The following is a 17085-nucleotide window of genomic DNA, read 5'->3' on the forward strand; positions in this document are numbered from 1 at the left end:
GGATTTCATGCGCCTGCTTCGTTCGCTACGCCGCCTCGTCCTGCTGCTGATCATTCTGGCGATCGGCCTGCTCTATGACGGCTACCAGCAGCTGAGCGCACCCCTGCGTGTCGTCGATTGGCAGACCGTCGAGATCACGCCCGGCGACACCCTGGGTGTCGTCATCGCCAAGTTCGAAGCCCGCCACTGGCTGCCGAGCGCCCGTGCCGCGATCTACCTGAAACTCTATGTTCGCTGGCAGGGACTCGGTGGCCGCATTCGCAGCGGCGAGTACGGCATCGATCCGGGCCAGAACCTGCTGGGCGCGCTGAAGCTGTTCATGTCCGGCAGTACCATCGTTCACGAACTGCGCATTGTCGAAGGCTGGACTTTCGCGCAGGCGCTGCAGGCGATCCGCGCCAACGCGATGATCCGGCAGACACTGGCCGATGCCACGACGGCGCAGATCATGACGGCGATCGGTCAGCCGGGTGTCGACGCCGAAGGCCGTTTCTTCCCGGACACCTACCGCTTTCCGAAAGATACCAGCGATCTGACGCTGCTCAAGCAGGCCTTTGCCGGCATGCAGAAAGCGCTCGACGAGGAATGGGCACAGCGTGCGCCCGAGCTGCCGTATGCGTCGCCGGACGAGGCATTGACGATGGCCTCGATCATCGAAAAGGAAACCGGTGCGGCCGCCGAGCGGGCGCAGATCGCCGGCGTGTTCGTCCGTCGGCTGCGGCTGGGCATGCGGCTGCAGACCGATCCGACCGTGATCTACGGCTTGGGCTCGGCGTTCGACGGCAATCTGCGTCTGGTCGATCTGCGTGCCGACGGGCCGTACAACACCTACACGCGTGCCGGTCTGCCGCCGACGCCGATCAGCCTGCCGGGGCGCGCATCGCTGCACGCGGCGCTGCATCCGGACGACGGCAAGGCGTTATTCTTCGTCTCGAAAGGCGACGGCACGCATGTGTTCTCCGAAACCCTGGAGCAGCACGAAGCGGCCGTGCGTCGCTACCAACTGAAGAAGTAGCACAACAGGCGACCATGACCACGCGCGGACGATTCATCACGCTCGAAGGCGGCGAGGGCGCCGGCAAGTCGACGCAGGCGCGCTTCGTGCGCGACTGGCTGAGCGAGTACGGCCGCGAGGTCGTGCTGACGCGCGAGCCCGGCGGCTCGCCGCTGGCCGAAGCGATCCGCGGCATCGTGCTCGGCGACTGGGCCGAAGGCGTGACGGCGTCGACCGAAGTGCTGCTGATGTTCGCGGCGCGCGCCGCACACTGGCACACGACGATCGCGCCGGCACTGGCGGCCGGTCGCGACGTGGTCTGCGACCGTTTCGTCGATTCGAGCTATGCCTACCAGAGCGCCGGCAAGGGGGTCGCCGCTGCCGGCCTCAAGGCCCTGGAAAAGCTGGCAATCGACAGCCATCGTCCCGACCTGACGCTGCTGCTCGATATCGACCCGGAAGAGGGTTTGCGGCGTGCGCAGGCGCGTGGCGACGAGAACCGCTTCGAACAGGAGACCCTGGATTTCATGCGTCGCGTGCGGGATGGCTTTCTGGCGCGTGCCCGCGCCGAGCCGCAGCGTATCCGCGTCATCGATGCGGCGCGCGATGCCGATGCCGTCAGCGCCGAGATTTCGGCAATTCTCGCCGAACTGCCCGACAGCGGCGCATGAGTGACGCGGCCCTGTGGCGGCCCCTGCCATGGCAGGAGACACTGTGGCTGGAACTGACGGCCCTGGTGCTGCAGCAGCGTCTGCCGCACGCGCTGCTGCTGGTCGGTGGTGCCGGCGTCGGCAAGCGCTGGTTCGCGCGTGCGTTGACGGCCTTCGCGCTGTGCGAGAAGCCGAGCGGGTATGCCTGCGGCCAGTGCCGCAGCTGCCAGCAGCTGGCGGTCGGCAGCCATCCGAATGCCGCCGTGCTCGGCGTCGACGGTCATCTTGGCCTGGCGATGACCGAGGACAGCGTGCACGAACAGGGCCTGGCGCACTGGCAGCCCAAGCCCGACAGCAAGCGGCGCGACATCCCGATCGACGCGGCGCGCAACCTCATCGAGCGGCTGCTGATCGTCAGCCATTACGGCTCGGCGAAGTTCGCGCTGATCGATCCTGCCGATCTGCTCAATACCAGCAGCGCCAATGCGCTGCTGAAGACCATCGAGGAGCCGCGGCCCGGCACGCATCTGCTGCTGGTGAGCGAACGCCCGCAGGCGCTGCTGCCGACGCTGCGCAGCCGTTGCCAGCGCGTGCGCTTCGCGACGCCCGAAGCCGAGGCCGCGCGTCACTGGATGGCGGCGCAGAACGTGCGCGACGACGATGCGCTGGAACTGGCGCTCGGTGCGCCGCTGCGCGCCGTGGCGCTGGCGCAGGGCGACGGCATCGCGATCCGGCGACAGTGGGCGGAGCTGTGGTCGGCCGTGGCGGCGGCGCGCAAGGACCCGCTGACCGCGGCGGCGGCGATCGACAAGGACACACTGGTCGAACACCTGCAGTGGTCGCAGCAATGGCTGGCGGCGCAGCTGCGTGAACTGCTGGTTGGCGATGCCGCTGCCGCGCAGCGCGAAGGCGTCGCGCAAATGATCGTCGACGTCGGCGAGGCGCAACGACGCGCCGCCGGCAATGCCAACGCACAGATGCTGATGGAATCCTTGTTCATTCGCTGGCTGCGGCTCGGGCGCAAGCCACCGGCGACGGCCAAGCTGCGCTAAAGTCGGCATCGCTTTCATCGCATCGGATCGGGGGATCGCGTTTTCGCATGAGCACACAGCCACCACGCGCCGGCGGTGCCCCACCGGGCATCCTGACGCTGCACATCAAGGACAAGTCGGCGCTGTATGTCGCCTACATGCCGTTCGTGAAGAACGGCGGCCTGTTCATCCCGACCAACAAGGACTACCACCTCGGCGATGACATCTTCATGCTGCTGACGCTGATGGAGAATCCGGAGCGGCTGCCGGTCGCCGGCAAGGTGATCTGGGTGACGCCCAAAGGTGCGCAGAACAAGCGTGTGCAGGGTGTCGGCGTGCAATTCAGCGCGCAGGACTCCGGAACCACGCAGAAGAAGATCGAAGGCCTGCTGGCCGGCGCGCTTGGCGCCGACAGGCCGACACACACGATGTAAGCGCGCCGCGCCGCGGCGGGCGCGACGACGGCGGGAACGACGTCGCTGACGGGGGAGCCAGGATGGCCTACGAATACAACCCGGATTCTTCGCGATTCGAAATCGCCAATCCGCATCGCATCGAAAATGCCTTTCTCGCTGCCGCCGCGGCGATCTGCCTGGCCTGCGCCTTGGGGGCACTGCTGATCGGGCGGCACTCACTGCAGGTTTCGCTCAGCGCCGCCGCCGCCGGGCCGATCCTCGTCGCCGCCGCGCTGCTCGGTTTCGGCATCCTGTTCGCGGTCTACGCGATGCGGCAGTTGCGCTTCTTCTTCGGCCGCAACCAGCCGTCGGGCCTGGCGCCGGAACTCGAAAACGATGCGCAGGGCAGTTCGGAGCCGGCCGAGGCACTGCGCGAGACCCTGCGGCAGAACGCGATCAAGTACCGGATTCCGACCGGCGCGCTCGACAATCTGCTCTATGCCCTGGCCAGGGATCTGGTGTTCGCGCCGCCGCGGACGCAGAATCTCGCCCAGCTCGAGTTCAAGAGCGTGGTCGGTCTGGGCTTTCTGCTGCTGTGCTTCGCGGTGTCGATGATCAGCGTGCAGGGCAGCGTGGTGCGCAGCTGGATCGCCGAGCTGTTCTTCGTGCTGACCGCCGTGCTCGTGCTCAAGCCGCTGCGCCGCGGCCGCAGCGGCGGCCGGCTGTCGAGCCGCTTCGTCATTGCCCTGGTGATCGCGGCCGTGATCATTCCGGTGCTGTTGCCGTATCTGGTCGGCAACACGCCGCCACCGTTCGCGCGTTACATCCAGCTGCCCGCAGTGACGGCCGTGATCCTGTGCTGCGCGCTGGCGGTGACGGTCCTGCTGCTGCTCGCGGTGCTCGCGCAGCAGATCAAGCCGAATCGCATCGCGATGGCGCAGAGCCTGCAGACGGTGTCGATGAATGCGCCGCCGAATCAGATCTTTCTCGAATTCGACCGCGAGATGCTGCGCGGCTGGACCGAGAAGATTCCGAATCGTCGCTACCTGCGCATGCTGCCGCAGCTGCAGGGCAATGCCGGCGCCTTCGAGGGCCAGGTGATCGAGGAAAGCCAGCCGATCCCGCAGGACATCGAAGCGCTGACATTGAGCCGCTGCCTGAACCTGCCCGCCTACCGCTGGCTGCTGTTGCTCGATGTCTTCGCCCTGGTGACGGCTGCGACCGGCAGCGGCATGCTGCTCGACTACGCGCATGCGCGCACGGACTGGGGCGCGCTGCTGATGGGGGCCTCGCTGCTGCTGATCGCAAGACTGGCGTTCGTCGGCGGCAACCGCCTGTGGCGGCGCTTCGAATTCACGTCAAGGATCTACTGGCTCGAATGCCAGGGCAACTTCCAGCGCGCCAGGTCGAGCATCGGCGCGTTGCTGCAGGATCGGGTCAAGACCGAGAAGGACCTGGTCAGCGTCGAGGACATGACGCTGCGCCTGTGGGTTGCGGAAATCGACAGCGTTTCGTTCGGGCCCGACACACCGCGCTCGCTGATGTCGATTCGCGGCCTGCCGGAAGAGGCCGAGCGCCTGTCCGCGCACCTGGCAGGCTTCGCCCGTCAGCAGGCGACGATCATCTCGCCGCAGTCGGATGTCGATCTGCAGCGTCTGTCGGTACTCAACAAGATCAATCCCGCATCGGCGGCGTCCTTGCCGAGCGCTGCCGATGCGCTCGCTGCCGGTGTTGCCGGTACGGCGGCGCCGTCGGCGGTGACAAGCCGTGCCTTCTGTCCGCAGTGCGGCAACCGCCTCGACAGCAAGGCCGCGTTCTGTTCAGCCTGCGGCGCGCGCGTCGGCACGACACCGGAGCAGGGCTGAGCGTGGCGTTCTAGAAACTGCCGGCGGCGCCTGGAAACACGATCGGGCTTTCGAAACCGTCGGCGGAAATCGCGCTGACGCCGAAGAACCAGTCGTCGATCACCACATCCCGGAGCACCAGCTCGGTGTCGGTGCCGGCAACATCGCGGCTGTACTGCCATTGCGGCGCCGTCGTGTCGCGCCACCAGACGCGATAGCGCGCGGCATCCGGCACCGCGTTCCACTTGATGTGCGTGTCGTAGCTGACGGCGCCGTCGATCGTGACGCCGCCTGGTGGCCGCGGTGCGCTCGCCAGTTGCGCCATCCCCAGCGCGTCCAGCGCGGTGACGCGCGTCAGATAGCGGAAGTCGATGCCGTCGATGGTATCGCCGTAGCGCACGCCGGCCTCGTTGCGCACGTCCTGATGCTGATGACGATAGTCCTCGTGGCCCTCGGTGACGCGGATCGCCGGGAACCCGGCCTCGAGCATCGGCACCTGATCGCCGCCGCGCCCGTAGCGGTCGGTGCGGTAGACCATGCGCACGCGCAGGTCCGGCAGATAGCGCTCGGCCAGCGTCGCCATCATGCGCGCCAGATTGCGCGACGGTGAATCGACTTCACCGCCGTGATAGCGCCGGTACTTCGCGTCGTCCAGGCTCTCGCCGCTCTTGGTGCCCTCGGAAAAGATGCGGACCACGGTGTTGTCGATGCTGCCGTTGCCGCCGTGACTGTTGCCGATGATGTCGTTGTTGAGATCGGCTTCGACCTGCCAGTGCTGCGCCTGCGCGTAATCGGCCAGCACCTTGCCGCCGTACAGGCCCTGTTCCTCGCCGGACAGGGCGGCGTACACCAGCGTCGCGGCAAAGCGGTAATGCGAGAGCACGCGTGCGGTTTCGAGCACGGCGGCGACGCCGGAGCCGTCGTCATTGGCGCCCGGCGCATCGCTGCGTGCGTTCATCACGTCGCTGACACGCGAATCGAGATGGCCGCTGATGACGATGACGCGGTCCGGGTCGCTGCTGCCGGGCTGGATCGCGACGACGTCGACGATCGCCACCGGCGCGGGGATGCGCTCGCCGCTGACGGTCTGCGACGGCGTCACCACCGTCAGACAGCCATTGCAGTCCCTCGCGATCGCTTCGAAGCGCGATTGCACCCAGCGCCGCGCGGCGCCGATGCCGCGTGTCGCGGAGCGCGTATCGGACAGCGTGTGGCGGGTGCCGAAACCGACCAGCTGCTCGATGGTCTGGCGCTGCGCTTCGGGGCTGATCCGACCGGCGATTTCGAACAGCACCGGCTGCGACGCCGGCGGTGCCGGCTCGGCAGCGGCGGCCAGGATCGGGAACAGCAGCAGTACACGGGACAGGTGGTGCAGCGACATGATCGGTTCCCGGTTTTGGCCAGGGCTTACCTTCGCCCGCCGCGCCGCCGGACACAACCGGAGAAAGCCTCAGTGCGGCTGCGGAAGACCCTGGTCGAGCAGGTAGGCGTCGTAGCCTTTCTGGGTGAGCACGAACACGCCGACCGAGCTGCGTCGCATCGTGTCGCAGTACAGGATCCAGGTCGTGCTCTGGTCCAGCGTCGCGAGTTTCATGCGCAGCATGTACAGCGGCAGGTTGATCGCGCCGGGCAGCTGCTGATTCTGGAATTCGCTGGGCAGGCGCACGTCGAGCCAGCGCGCGCGGCCCGTGTCGACCATCTTCTGCGCCTCGGCGAGCGGCAACCGGCGTTCCAGCGGCTCATTGAGCAGGCGCCGGAAATCGTCCTTGGCGAGCCGCATCAGGTGCGTACGGGTCAAGGTCGTCACCGTCGCGTTGCGGCGTTCGTCGGCGATCAGCGCTTCCTCGCCGAAGCAGGAGCCGGCGTCGAGTTCGGCGAGCCGCACGGCCTTCTGGTTCGGTTGTTCGCGCGTGACGATGCAGCGGCCGTCGACGATCACGTAGAAGAAATCGCCGGCGTCGCCTTGCTTGACGATCACCTGTCCGGGTTCGGCTTCGAACTTCTGCAGACGCATGAACATCGCCTGCAGATTGGCAGGAGGCACCATCTGGAAGCTGCGCATCTGCAGCAGCCTGGTCATCCAGTCGTCGCCGACACTGGCGGTGTCGCTCGCGACATCGCCGACCACGAAGGAGCCGGTCTGGTCCCAGGTCAGCATCACGTCGAGCAGGCCGGCATCGACGGCGAGAACGGAACTGTCCTTCGTGCAGCGCGCACTCACGGTGCGTGGCGACTGGTGCGCGATGCGATGCGCCGCCGCCGGCTCGCCGGTACGCAGCATCGACAACGGTTTGCCGCCGGCACTTTCGAGCTGCAGCTCGCCATCGATCAGATACAGGGCCTGATCGGCGCGGTCGCCGGCGCGGAAGACCTGTTCACCGGCCCGCAGCTTCAACATCGCCGACTTGCGCGCGAGATCGGCCTGGCTTTCCGGGCGCAGGGCATTGAGTGGCACATAGCGCTTGAACAGACTGGTATCGACGTCGGACGGATTCATGCGGCGTGACGCTCGGACTCGCAGGTGGCTGCGGCATGCTAGCACGCAGTCGCCCGCGTGCTTTGTGACGTCCATCGGCTTCGTCGAGGGCGAAGACCGATCAGCCGGACGCAGCTTCCAGCACCTCGATTTCCTCGGTCAGCGACAGCCACTGTTCCTCGGCGGCGCCGAGCTGACGGCGCAACTCGGCCTGTCGGCTCATTGCGTCCTTCAGTTCCGCGGCGCGCGAAGCTTCGTAGAGGCCGTTGTCGGCGAGTTTGGCGTCGAGTCTGGCGAGATCGGCCTGCAGCTTCGCCATCTGCCGGTCGAGCCTGGTGATCGCCTCACGCAGCGGCCGGATCCGGGCGCGCTGTTCGCCCGGATCGCGCGGCGCTGCCGGCCGGCTGCCCGGTTTCGCGCCGTCGCTGCGGGTCGCGGTGCTGTCGCGGTTGCGCAGCCAGCGTGCGTAGTCGTCGAGGTCGCCATCGAACGGCGTCGCTTCGCCGCCGGCGACCAGCCAGAAATTCTCGCAGGTGCTGGTCAGCAGGTGGCGGTCATGCGACACCACGACCAGGGCGCCGGGATAATCGAGCAGGGCGTTCTCGAGTGCATGGCGCATGTCGAGGTCGAGATGGTTGGTCGGCTCGTCGAGCAGCAGCAGATTCGGCTGGCGGTAGACGACCAGGGCGAGGGCGAGGCGTGCCTTCTCGCCGCCGGAAAACGGCTCGATCTTTTCCATCGCGCGATCGCCGCGGAAATTGAAGCTGCCGAGGAAGTTGCGCAGCGACTGTTCGCTGGCACGAGGATCGATGCGGCGCAGATGGAGCATCGCCGAAGCCTGCGGGTCGAGGCTGTCGGTGGTGTGTTGCGCGAAGTAGCCGACGCGCAGATGCGGGTCGTGCAGCGCACCGCCGGCCAGCGGTGCCAGTTCGCCGGCCAGGGTCTGGACCAGCGTCGATTTGCCGGCACCGTTCGGCCCGAGCAGGCCGATGCGATCGCCGGGCGACACCAGCAGTTTCAGACCGCCGAGGATCGCCTTGCTGCCGTATCCGGCGGTGACCTTGTCGAGCCGGACCAGCGGTGCCGGGAGGCGCTCCGGCACCGGGAACGTGAACGAGAATTCGGAGTCGGCATGCACGGCGGCGACCAGTTCCATGCGCTCCAGCGCCTTGACCCGGCTCTGCGCCTGCGTCGCCTTGCTGGCCTTGGCCTTGAAGCGACGAATGAAGTTCTGCAGGTGCGCGATCTCGCGCTGCTGCTTTTCGTAGTGCGCGGCCTGCAGGCTCAGGCGTTCGGCACGCTGGCGCTCGAACTGCGAGTAGTTGCCCGTGTACAGCGTCGCGGCCAGATTTTCCAGATGCAGGGTCTGGTTCGTCACGGCGTCGAGAAACTCGCGATCGTGCGAGATCACCAGCAGCGTGCCCGGGTACGAGACCAGCCAGTCCTGCAGCCAGATCACGGCGTCGAGATCAAGGTGGTTGGTCGGTTCGTCGAGCAACAGCAGATCGGAGCGGCACATCAGCGCGCGCGCCAGATTCAGGCGCATGCGCCAGCCGCCCGAGAAACTGGCGACCGGTCGTTCCATGGCCTCGTCCGCGAAGCCCAGGCCATGCAGCAGCGTCGCGGCGCGCGCACGCGCTGCGTAACCGCCGATCGCATTGAGGCGTTCGTGGATGTTGGCAATGGTCTCCACGTCGTGCGCGTCTTCGGCTTTGCCCAGACGCGTTTCGAGGCGGCGCAGTTCGACGTCACCGTCGAGCACGAACTCGATCGCCAGATCCGGCAGCGACGGCGTTTCCTGGGCGACGACCGCGATCGCCAGATCGCGGGGCAGCGACAGGCTGCCCTTGTCGGCATCAAGCTCGCCGGTGATGGCCGCGAACAGCGTCGACTTGCCGGTGCCGTTGCGGCCGATGATGCCGACGTGACAGCCCGGATAGATGGTCAGCGTCGCGTTTTCGAGCAGCGTGCGGGCGCCGCGGCGCAGCGTCAGGGATTGCAGGGAAATCATGGGCGCGCAGTGTAGCGGCAGGCGCGGCTCGGCAGCGCCGGGATTGTGCCGCGAACGCGCAATTCAGCCCTGCAGCAGCTTTTTCTGTGCCGCAATCGCCGCCGGCAATGGCAGCTCGCTGGCCGGCAGGCAGTCGGCGAACGGGGCCAGGCGCGCCCGATTGCGGCCGTCGGCCTTGGCGCCGTACAGCAACAGGTCGGCTGCGTGCAGGACCTTTTCGGTGGCGGTGTTTTCGTCCGCCTGTACCCAGCACAGACCGGCGCTGGCGGTGACGCGCACGCGGGTGTCGCTGGCCGGATCGACGAACGGCAGATTGCGGATCGCGTCGAGTACGCCTTCCATCATCGCCGGCAGGGCCTCCGGCTGGATGTCGTACCAGACGATCGCCATCTCCTCGCCGCCGTAGCGCGCGCGCAGATCGAGCGGGCGCTGCGCGAATTCGCGATTCAGCAGTGCGCCGATCTCGCGCAGCACGCGATCGCCGAACAGATGACCGTAGCGGTCATTGATCGACTTGAAGTGGTCGAGGTCGAGCAGCGTGACCGCGATCTTGCGTTCCTCGCGCGCGCCTTGTGCCAGCACGCGCTGGAACAGGCGGTGGAATTCGTAGTGATTCAGCAGGCCGGTAAGCCCGTCGGTTGCCGCCAGTACCTTGGCGTAGCGCCAGTTCAGCCAGGCCAGGCGCGACAGCAGCTCGTGCGTATAGGAACCGGCGGCGGCGATGAGCGCCATCCACAGCAGGCCGTAGGTCTGCAGGCCGGCATCGAAGGCGGCATGCTGTTGCGTGTACTCGACGATGACGCCGGCGAAGGTGAATATCGCGACACCCGAGACGATGCGGTACCAGGTGAAGCCGCCGAAGAAGGCCACCGCGATCACGACGATGCTGAAGAACAGTGCCGGAACATTGAAGCCGTCGTGCAGGGCCAGCGCGCGAATGACCAGCACGCCGGACCAGATTCCGGACACCGCAATGGTCTGCACGGTGCGCTGGTGCCGGGGCGAGATGTCGATGTAGCTGATCACCGCGCCGATCGCGGTCATCGGCAGCAGCAGGCCGAGCTGCAAGGCCCGCAATGTCGCGACGCTGTCGGCCGGCACCGCGAACAGTCCTTCGTCGAATACCGCAGTCAGCGCGAACGCCAGGCCCAGAACCACGAACAGCGCGACCCGGGCGACGGTATGGCGCCGGCGTTGCCAATCGCGGAACTCAAGCTCCAGCGCAGCCGACTCGAAGCGCAGCCGATACAGACGCGGGCTGCGCTGCTCTTCGCGCAGGCTTTTCAGTAACTCCATTGCAACTTCGGCCCCCCCGGACCCCGTCACGCTGGACACAGGATGCCCACAGATTCGGCCATAGGGAAGCGACAAATCTGCCCATGCCCCTGTTCACCCCGGGTTTGCCCAGCGCCGAATCGATTCCGGCGGCTGCCGCTCGTCGGGGCGCAGCGCGCAGTCCCGCCATTCCTTGCGCAACGCGGCCGCCGCGCTGCGTGCCGGTGGCGATACGAGACGCTGCGATTTAGCCTTGCCGGATTCCCGTTCCGGAGCCCGCGACATGCAGACCCACGCCATTGGCATTCACATGCACGGCGGCCCCGAGCAACTGCAGTGGGAGCCTCGGGAACTGTCTTCGCCCGGGCCCGGCGAGGTGCTGCTGCGGCACTCGGCGGTCGGTCTCAATTACATCGATACCTACCATCGCAGCGGCCTGTATCCCCTGAGCCTGCCGTCCGGGCTGGGCACCGAAGCTGCAGGCCAGGTGCTTGAGGTCGGAGAGGGCGTTCGTGATTTTCGCCGGGGCGATCGCGTGGCCTATGCATCCGGTCCGCTCGGCGCGTATGCCGAGGCGCGACTGATGCCGGCTGCGCATCTGGTGAAACTGCCGGACGCGATCGACGAGCGCAGTGCCGCGGCGATGATGCTTCAGGGCATGACTGTCGAATACCTGATTCGACGCAGCTATCGCGTGCAAGCCGGCGAAACGGTGCTGCTGCATGCGGCGGCCGGCGGCGTCGGCCTGATCGCCACGCAGTGGCTCAAGTATCTCGGCGTGACCGTGATCGGCACCGTCGGCAGCGCGGCCAAGGCGGAACTGGCGCGTGCACACGGTTGTGATCACCTCATCGACTATCGGCGCGAAAACGTGGCCGAGCGCGTGCGTGCACTGACTGGCGGCCGCGGCGTGCCGGTGGTCTATGACGGGGTCGGTCGCGATACCTTTGCCGCTTCGCTGGACAGCCTCGCGCCGCGTGGCCTGCTGGTCAGCTTCGGCAATGCTTCCGGCGCGGTCGATGCGTTCGCGCCGGGCCTGCTGGCGGCGAAAGGCTCCCTGTACCTGACCCGGCCACGGCTCGGCGATTACATCGCGACCCGTGAGGAACTGCTGGCGTCCGCCGCCGCGCTGTTCGAGGTCGTGCGGGCCGGCGCCGTGCGGATCGGGATCGGCCAGACTTATGCGCTGCGCGATGCCGCACAGGCGCATCGCGATCTGGAAGCGCGCAGGACCACCGGTTCAACCCTGTTGTTGCCCTAGCTCCCGCTGCCGAGACAGCAATTGCCGCAGGCGCTGCCGTTTTACCGGCCTGCATCGGCGGGGACCGCCGCATCAGGCTCGGGCTTCGGCGCGTCGGCGCCGGCGATGGCCACGCTGCGGACCAGCAACACGCGGCCGACCGCCGGCAGGTAGCGGCGCGGCTCGGCGCCATCCGCACTCAGGAACTGGTAGCCGATCTGCTCGAGCTGCGCGGCCGCCACGCGATTGGCTTGCCACTTCTGATGGAAGTCACCGCTGGTCGATACCGTGATCAGCAGCGCCGCGGCAACCGACAGAATTGCGGCGACATCCTTCTTCGCCGCCTCGTTTTTCAGCAAGGTCTCGAATTTCAGGATCAGGGCCGCCAGCGCACTGAACAGCGCCGCCGTGAACGTGAAGCCCCAGTAGATGCCGCTCCAGCGTGAAGCGTCTGCTCGCGTTTCGACATAGTTCGACCAGATCAGGCGCGCGACCAGCGATTTGTCGGCATCGCCCTGGGCGATCGCCGTCTGCAGCGCGATGCCGAGTGCTTCGCCGCGCGGCCAGTTGTTGTGGAAGCAGAGCCAGCCGGCGACGACAATGCACGGCGCCAGGACCAGCAGCAGTGTCTGCCTCGGCCGGACGTTCATCGGCTTTACAGGCCGCCGCAGCCGATCAGGCCGCCGTCGACGACCAGCGTGGTGCCGGTCACATAGCTGGCTGCGTCGGACGCGAGGTACAGCACGGCGGGCGCGATTTCCCGGGGCTGTGCCATACGGCCGAGCGGGATCTGCGCCAGTGCCGGTTTGAGGACCTGCTCGTTCGTGGTCAGCGCCGATGCGAACTTGGTGTCGGTCAGTCCCGGCAGGACCGCGTTGGCACGTACCTTCCAGGCCGCGCATTCCTTGGCGAAGGCCTGCGTCATGTTGATGACCGCCGCCTTGGTGACCGAGTAGATGCCTTGTCCCAGGCCTGGCTTGAGACCGTTGATGCTGGCGATGTTGACGATCGCGCCGCCGCCGTTGTCCTTCATCTGCCGGGCCGCCAGCGACGACAGCTCGAAGTAGCCGCGCAGATTGACCTGCACGGTCTTGTCCACCATGCCCATCGGCGTTTCCGCGATGTGGCCGTAATGCGGATTGGTCGCGGCATTGTTGACGAGGATGTCGAGTCGACCGCACTGCGCGACGGTGTCCCGGACCAGGCGCTGCAGGTCTTCGCTGACACCGCCATGCGCGACGATGACGCTGGCCTTGCCGCCGCTGGCGACGATGACCTCGCGGACCGCCTCCAGACCTTCGGGCTTGCGCGATACCAGGACGACGTGCGCGCCCTGTTCGGCCAGCAACTGCGCGGTCGCCGCGCCGATGCCGCGCGACGCGCCGGTGACGATGGCGACGCGGCCGTCGAGATCGAACAGGGAGGTGCTCATCGGGACTCCTCGGGTCTGCAGCCTCGGCCGAGTCCGGCCAGGACTAGAAAATGGTGTAGACGATCATGAAGCCGATCACGACCAGTCCGGTCATGCCGATCAGGAACAGGTAGTCGACGGCCACTGCGAGCAAGCGCGTGCGCTCGCGTCGCTGCGTGCGCAGTGCCCAGATCGACAGATAGCAGCAAAGCAGGAAAAACAGCGAATCGATGGCGAGCGCGTCGTCGGCGAGGGTCTGCACCTTGCGCGAGTCGGCGATCAGCTGCACGACCGACAGCAGGGCGACGCAGACGCCCGTCATCGTCGACGACGTCGACATCAGGCGTTCGAGCAGGCGCTCCTCGCGCAAGGCCCGGTCGTCGCGACCGCTCACGCCGCTTCGATCATCGGTCGGCTTACTGGACGACAACCGTGCCCTTGACCGACTGGCCGAGCTTGCGGCTTTGCGCGTCGCTGAGACCGGCCCCGACTGCGACCTGATACTTGCCGGCCTTGCCGACCGGGAATACCAGCATGGCCTTGTTGCTGGCGCCGACGGCCCAGCTGCCGGCCACGGGCTTGCCGGCGGCATCGCTGACATGAATGTTCTGATTGGCGCTGGCGGCACTCGCGAAAGGCGCGTTGCCCATCACCACCACCGCGCGTTCGAAAGCCGCCGAACCGGCGTAGATCACGCGCAGGCCCTTGCCGCCGCCGGCCGATTCCCACCACGGCGTCGCCTTGGCGCCGCTGGCCGCGACCGTCGCCGGTGTCCTGGCTGCCGCCGGCTTGGCGGCCACTGCCGGCCTGGCCGGTCTGGCGGCGGGTTTGACCGCCGGCTTGGCAGGTGCGGGCGCCGGGGTCACGGGTTCCGGCGCTGCTTCGGTGCCGGCGGCGGCATCGCTGTCGATCGACGCATCGGCCGTATCGGCGGCGTCGCTGTCGTCGGCCGGTGAAGTGGTATCGACGAGTGCGCCCTGATCGGCGTTGCTGCCGTCGTCCGATGCTGCCATCGCATCGTCCGTGGCCACCGCCGGACCGCTGGGCGTCGTCTGCGTCGCGTCGGCCGCGGCGCTGCCGGGCGTCGCTTCGCTGGCCGCGGCCACTTCGTCCGGCGATTTCAGCTTGCCGCCGAACACGGAATCCGCCGGCACCAGGCCGGTCATTTTCACCTCCACCGTATGGTGCGGGAGCAGGACTTCCAGTCCGACATACGTCACGACGCCGACAACAACGGCGATTGCGGCGATCTTCCAGCCCTTCATCATGATGACCCCAAGCAGTTCGATGAATGTTTGTTTGAATGATGTTCGAGGACGAATCTTTTCGTCTTGCCGCTGCCGTCCGCATCCCGCTTACGGCTCTTGTATTTCGGTGGCCGGCCGCTCCTCGTGGTCCGCGCTGCACGACCCGCCCGGCCATGGGCGCTCCAACTATCCGTCGCTCTCGTGCAGGCGTCAATGGCGTCGGCGTCGCAGGGCAGTGGTCGTTACGCGCTGTCGGGAACGCCGGCGCGCCGCCATAATCGGCGCCCCCACTTTTTGTCATGACGTGCCGGACACAACGATGAACGACCGCTATCTCGAATTTACCAATTCCTCGCTGGGCAAGACGATCGCCGGCATGATCGGCCTGCCGATGCCGCCGCGCCTGCGCCGTGCCAAGGCAGCCTGGGCCGTGCAGCCGCTGGAAGGCCGTCATGTGCTGGTCGGCGCCACCACCGGTGCGACGCTCGGCGCGCCACTGTTGCGGGCGGTCGCCGGCGCCGGTGCCGGCCTGCGCATCGTCAGCGACCATGCCGGACTGGCGCCGCTGAAATCGGCCGCTGCCGCGTCGAAAGTGAACCTGCAGGGCAATCCGGGTGCCGAAGCGGGCGAGCCGCGCAATCATGCGCTGCTGTTCGATGCCTCGGGCTTGAGTTCGCCGTCGCAACTGCGCGAGCTGTACGACTTCATGCAGCCGCTCGTGCGTGGTATTGCCGGCAACGGCCGCGTGCTGGTCGTGTCGCGCGCGCCGGAGTCGCTGGGCGAGGTCAACGCCAAGACCGCGTCGACGGCATTACGCGGCTTCATTCGGGCGCTGGGCAAGGAAATCGGCAAGAACGGCACGACCGCGAACCTGCTCGAAGTGCCGGACGGCGCAGACGATGCGCTTGACGCGCCGCTGCGTTTCTTCCTCAGCGAGCACTCCGCGTTCGTCACCGGCCAGGTGCTCGCGCTGCGGCCGCCGGCGACCGGCAATGTGGCTTTGCCGGGCAGCCTCGAAGGCAAGATCGCGCTCGTCACCGGCGCTGCGCGCGGCATCGGCGCGTCGATCGCGCAGACCCTCGCGCGCGAAGGCGCCAAGGTGGTCGGCATGGATCATCCTTCGGCAGAAGGCGGGCTCGCCGAAACGATGGCGAAGATCGGCGGCGTCGGTCTGGCCATCGACGTGACGGCAAGCGACGCCGCCAGCCGCATCGCCGCCGAAGTCGGCAGGAATTTCGGCGGCCTCGATATCGTCGTCCACAACGCCGGCATCACGCGCGACAAGATGCTGCGCAACATGCCGCCGCATTTCTGGGACATGGTGCTGAACATCAATCTCGGCGCGATCCTGAAGATCAACGAAGGCCTGCTCAAGGATGGCCTCAACGACGGCGCACGCATGGTCTGCATCTCGTCGATCGGCGGCATCGGCGGCAACGCCGGCCAGACCAATTACGCGTCGACCAAGGCCGGCGTGATCGGTTACGTCGATGCGATGGCCTCGACCTTCGCCAAGCGTGGCGGCGCGATCAATGCGGTGGCCCCGGGGTTCATCGAAACCGCGATGACGGCGGCGATGCCGTTCGGCCCGCGCGAAGTCGGCCGTAGGCTCAGCTCGCTGTCGCAGGGCGGTCTGCCGCAGGACATTGCCGAAGCCGTGACTTTCTTCGCGTCGCCGGCGGCCAATGCCATCAACGGCCGGACCTTGCGCGTCTGCGGTCAGAACTTCTTCGGCATGTGAGCTCTGCGAACCGCGCCGCGTCCGCATTTGCGGCGCGGTTCGTGGCTTGGCCGGTGACCGTGCCGGCGAAATCGCCGCTTCGGTTATGATTTGCGCCCCCGGGCGGGTCCGCGCCTCTGGCATGCCAGAATTGCGGCTGCGGATCGCCGAATCGCGAGAGTGTTTTGAAGTCCTCCGAATACCAGCTTGAGCGGATCGCGGAAGCGAAGCTGCCGACCCCGTTCGCCGAATTCAGCGTTACCGTGTTCCGCGCCGGCGACGGCAAGGAGCATGTCGTCATCGCCCTGGGCGAGTTGTCGGGCACGCCGCCGCTGGTGCGCGTGCACTCCGAATGCCTGACCGGTGACGCCCTGTTTTCGCTGCGCTGCGACTGCGGTGCGCAACTCAATGCGGCGTTGCAGAAGATTGCCGATGAGGGGCGCGGCGCCGTGCTGTACCTGCGCCAGGAGGGCCGCGGCATCGGTCTCGGCAACAAGATCCGCGCCTATGAACTGCAGGACCGCGGTGCCGATACCGTGGAAGCCAACCATCAGCTCGGCTTTCCGGCCGATGCCCGCGAATACGATCTGGCCATCGAAATGCTGCGCCAGCTCGGCCTGTGTCACATCCGCCTGATGACCAACAATCCGCGCAAGCTCGATGCGCTGGCCAAGGTCGGCATCGAGATCGTCGAACGCGTGCCGCTGGAAAGCGGGCGCAATCCGTACAACGAGAAGTATCTCGACGCCAAGGCCGCCAAGCTCGGCCACCTGTTCGAGCCGCGTTGAGCC

16 protein-coding genes are annotated in these 17085 nt (G+C 67.1%); 8 read left to right on the forward strand and 8 right to left on the reverse strand.

Annotated elements, in window-relative coordinates; translation table 11 throughout:
- The first annotated feature begins 7 nt into the window (after positions 1 to 7).
- The 5 genes from mltG to G7Y85_RS16245 all read left to right on the forward strand — a co-directional run bounded on the left by mltG (position 8) and on the right by G7Y85_RS16245 (position 4935).
- Positions 8 to 1015 carry an endolytic transglycosylase MltG gene (gene mltG, locus G7Y85_RS16225; RefSeq protein WP_166259561.1) on the forward strand — a complete coding sequence of 336 codons (1008 nt, stop codon included), beginning with the start codon at positions 8 to 10 and terminating at the stop codon, positions 1013 to 1015.
- A gap of 14 nt (positions 1016 to 1029) precedes the next feature.
- Positions 1030 to 1665 (forward strand): dTMP kinase, encoded by a 636-nt coding sequence (gene tmk / locus G7Y85_RS16230; RefSeq protein WP_166259564.1) that lies wholly within the window; start codon positions 1030 to 1032, stop codon positions 1663 to 1665.
- Entirely contained in the window at positions 1662 to 2696 is a 1035-nt protein-coding gene (locus G7Y85_RS16235; protein ID WP_166259567.1) for a DNA polymerase III delta subunit-related protein, read from the forward strand. The genes tmk and G7Y85_RS16235 overlap by 4 nt, the downstream gene beginning before the upstream one ends.
- Positions 2697 to 2743: 47 nt before the next feature.
- Entirely contained in the window at positions 2744 to 3109 is a 366-nt protein-coding gene (locus tag G7Y85_RS16240) for a PilZ domain-containing protein (protein WP_166259570.1), read from the forward strand.
- A gap of 62 nt (positions 3110 to 3171) precedes the next feature.
- Positions 3172 to 4935 carry a zinc ribbon domain-containing protein gene (locus tag G7Y85_RS16245; protein WP_166259572.1) on the forward strand — a complete coding sequence of 588 codons (1764 nt, stop codon included), beginning with the start codon at positions 3172 to 3174 and terminating at the stop codon, positions 4933 to 4935.
- 10 nt (positions 4936 to 4945) lie between these two features.
- Here the strand turns inward: G7Y85_RS16245 and G7Y85_RS16250 are convergent, their stop codons facing one another.
- The 4 genes from G7Y85_RS16250 to G7Y85_RS16265 all read right to left on the reverse strand — a co-directional run bounded on the left by G7Y85_RS16250 (position 4946) and on the right by G7Y85_RS16265 (position 10697).
- Complete coding sequence (locus G7Y85_RS16250) at positions 4946 to 6295, reverse strand: M28 family peptidase (protein WP_166259575.1); 1350 nt, start codon at positions 6293 to 6295, stop codon at positions 4946 to 4948.
- 69 nt (positions 6296 to 6364) lie between these two features.
- On the reverse strand, positions 6365 to 7411 hold the full coding sequence (locus G7Y85_RS16255) for a cyclic nucleotide-binding domain-containing protein (RefSeq protein ID WP_166259578.1): 1047 nt from the start codon (positions 7409 to 7411) through the stop codon (positions 6365 to 6367).
- Between the two features lie 100 nt (positions 7412 to 7511).
- Positions 7512 to 9401: an ATP-binding cassette domain-containing protein gene (locus G7Y85_RS16260; RefSeq protein ID WP_166259581.1), complete on the reverse strand. Its 1890-nt coding sequence runs from the start codon at positions 9399 to 9401 to the stop codon at positions 7512 to 7514.
- A gap of 63 nt (positions 9402 to 9464) precedes the next feature.
- Positions 9465 to 10697 (reverse strand): GGDEF domain-containing protein, encoded by a 1233-nt coding sequence (locus G7Y85_RS16265; RefSeq protein WP_166259584.1) that lies wholly within the window; start codon positions 10695 to 10697, stop codon positions 9465 to 9467.
- Between the two features lie 262 nt (positions 10698 to 10959).
- On the opposite strand from G7Y85_RS16265, the gene G7Y85_RS16270 reads away from it, so the two are divergent.
- Positions 10960 to 11937, forward strand: a complete 978-nt coding sequence (locus tag G7Y85_RS16270) for a quinone oxidoreductase family protein (RefSeq protein WP_166259587.1) — start codon at positions 10960 to 10962, stop codon at positions 11935 to 11937.
- A 41-nt stretch (positions 11938 to 11978) separates the two neighbouring features.
- Here the strand turns inward: G7Y85_RS16270 and G7Y85_RS16275 are convergent, their stop codons facing one another.
- The 4 genes from G7Y85_RS16275 to G7Y85_RS20075 are packed head-to-tail and all read right to left on the reverse strand — an operon-like array spanning position 11979 to position 14595.
- Positions 11979 to 12566, reverse strand: coding sequence for a DUF4231 domain-containing protein (locus G7Y85_RS16275; RefSeq protein ID WP_166259590.1), 588 nt, complete (start codon positions 12564 to 12566; stop codon positions 11979 to 11981).
- A gap of 5 nt (positions 12567 to 12571) precedes the next feature.
- On the reverse strand, positions 12572 to 13348 hold the full coding sequence (locus G7Y85_RS16280; RefSeq protein ID WP_166259593.1) for a glucose 1-dehydrogenase: 777 nt from the start codon (positions 13346 to 13348) through the stop codon (positions 12572 to 12574).
- Positions 13349 to 13391: 43 nt separating this feature from the next.
- Positions 13392 to 13721 carry a hypothetical protein gene (locus G7Y85_RS16285; RefSeq protein ID WP_166259596.1) on the reverse strand — a complete coding sequence of 110 codons (330 nt, stop codon included), beginning with the start codon at positions 13719 to 13721 and terminating at the stop codon, positions 13392 to 13394.
- A gap of 22 nt (positions 13722 to 13743) precedes the next feature.
- On the reverse strand, positions 13744 to 14595 hold the full coding sequence (locus G7Y85_RS20075; RefSeq protein ID WP_174839788.1) for a hypothetical protein: 852 nt from the start codon (positions 14593 to 14595) through the stop codon (positions 13744 to 13746).
- A gap of 298 nt (positions 14596 to 14893) precedes the next feature.
- Between G7Y85_RS20075 and G7Y85_RS16295 the strand changes: the two genes are divergently transcribed.
- Both G7Y85_RS16295 and ribA read left to right on the forward strand, forming a co-directional pair.
- Complete coding sequence (locus G7Y85_RS16295) at positions 14894 to 16315, forward strand: 3-oxoacyl-ACP reductase (RefSeq protein ID WP_166259599.1); 1422 nt, start codon at positions 14894 to 14896, stop codon at positions 16313 to 16315.
- Between the two features lie 164 nt (positions 16316 to 16479).
- On the forward strand, positions 16480 to 17082 hold the full coding sequence (gene ribA, locus G7Y85_RS16300; RefSeq protein ID WP_166259602.1) for a GTP cyclohydrolase II: 603 nt from the start codon (positions 16480 to 16482) through the stop codon (positions 17080 to 17082).
- The last annotated feature ends 3 nt before the right edge of the window (positions 17083 to 17085 follow it).

Origin of the sequence: Solimonas terrae (assembly GCF_011067135.1) — a bacterium.
Taxonomy (GTDB): domain Bacteria; phylum Pseudomonadota; class Gammaproteobacteria; order Nevskiales; family Nevskiaceae; genus Solimonas; species Solimonas terrae.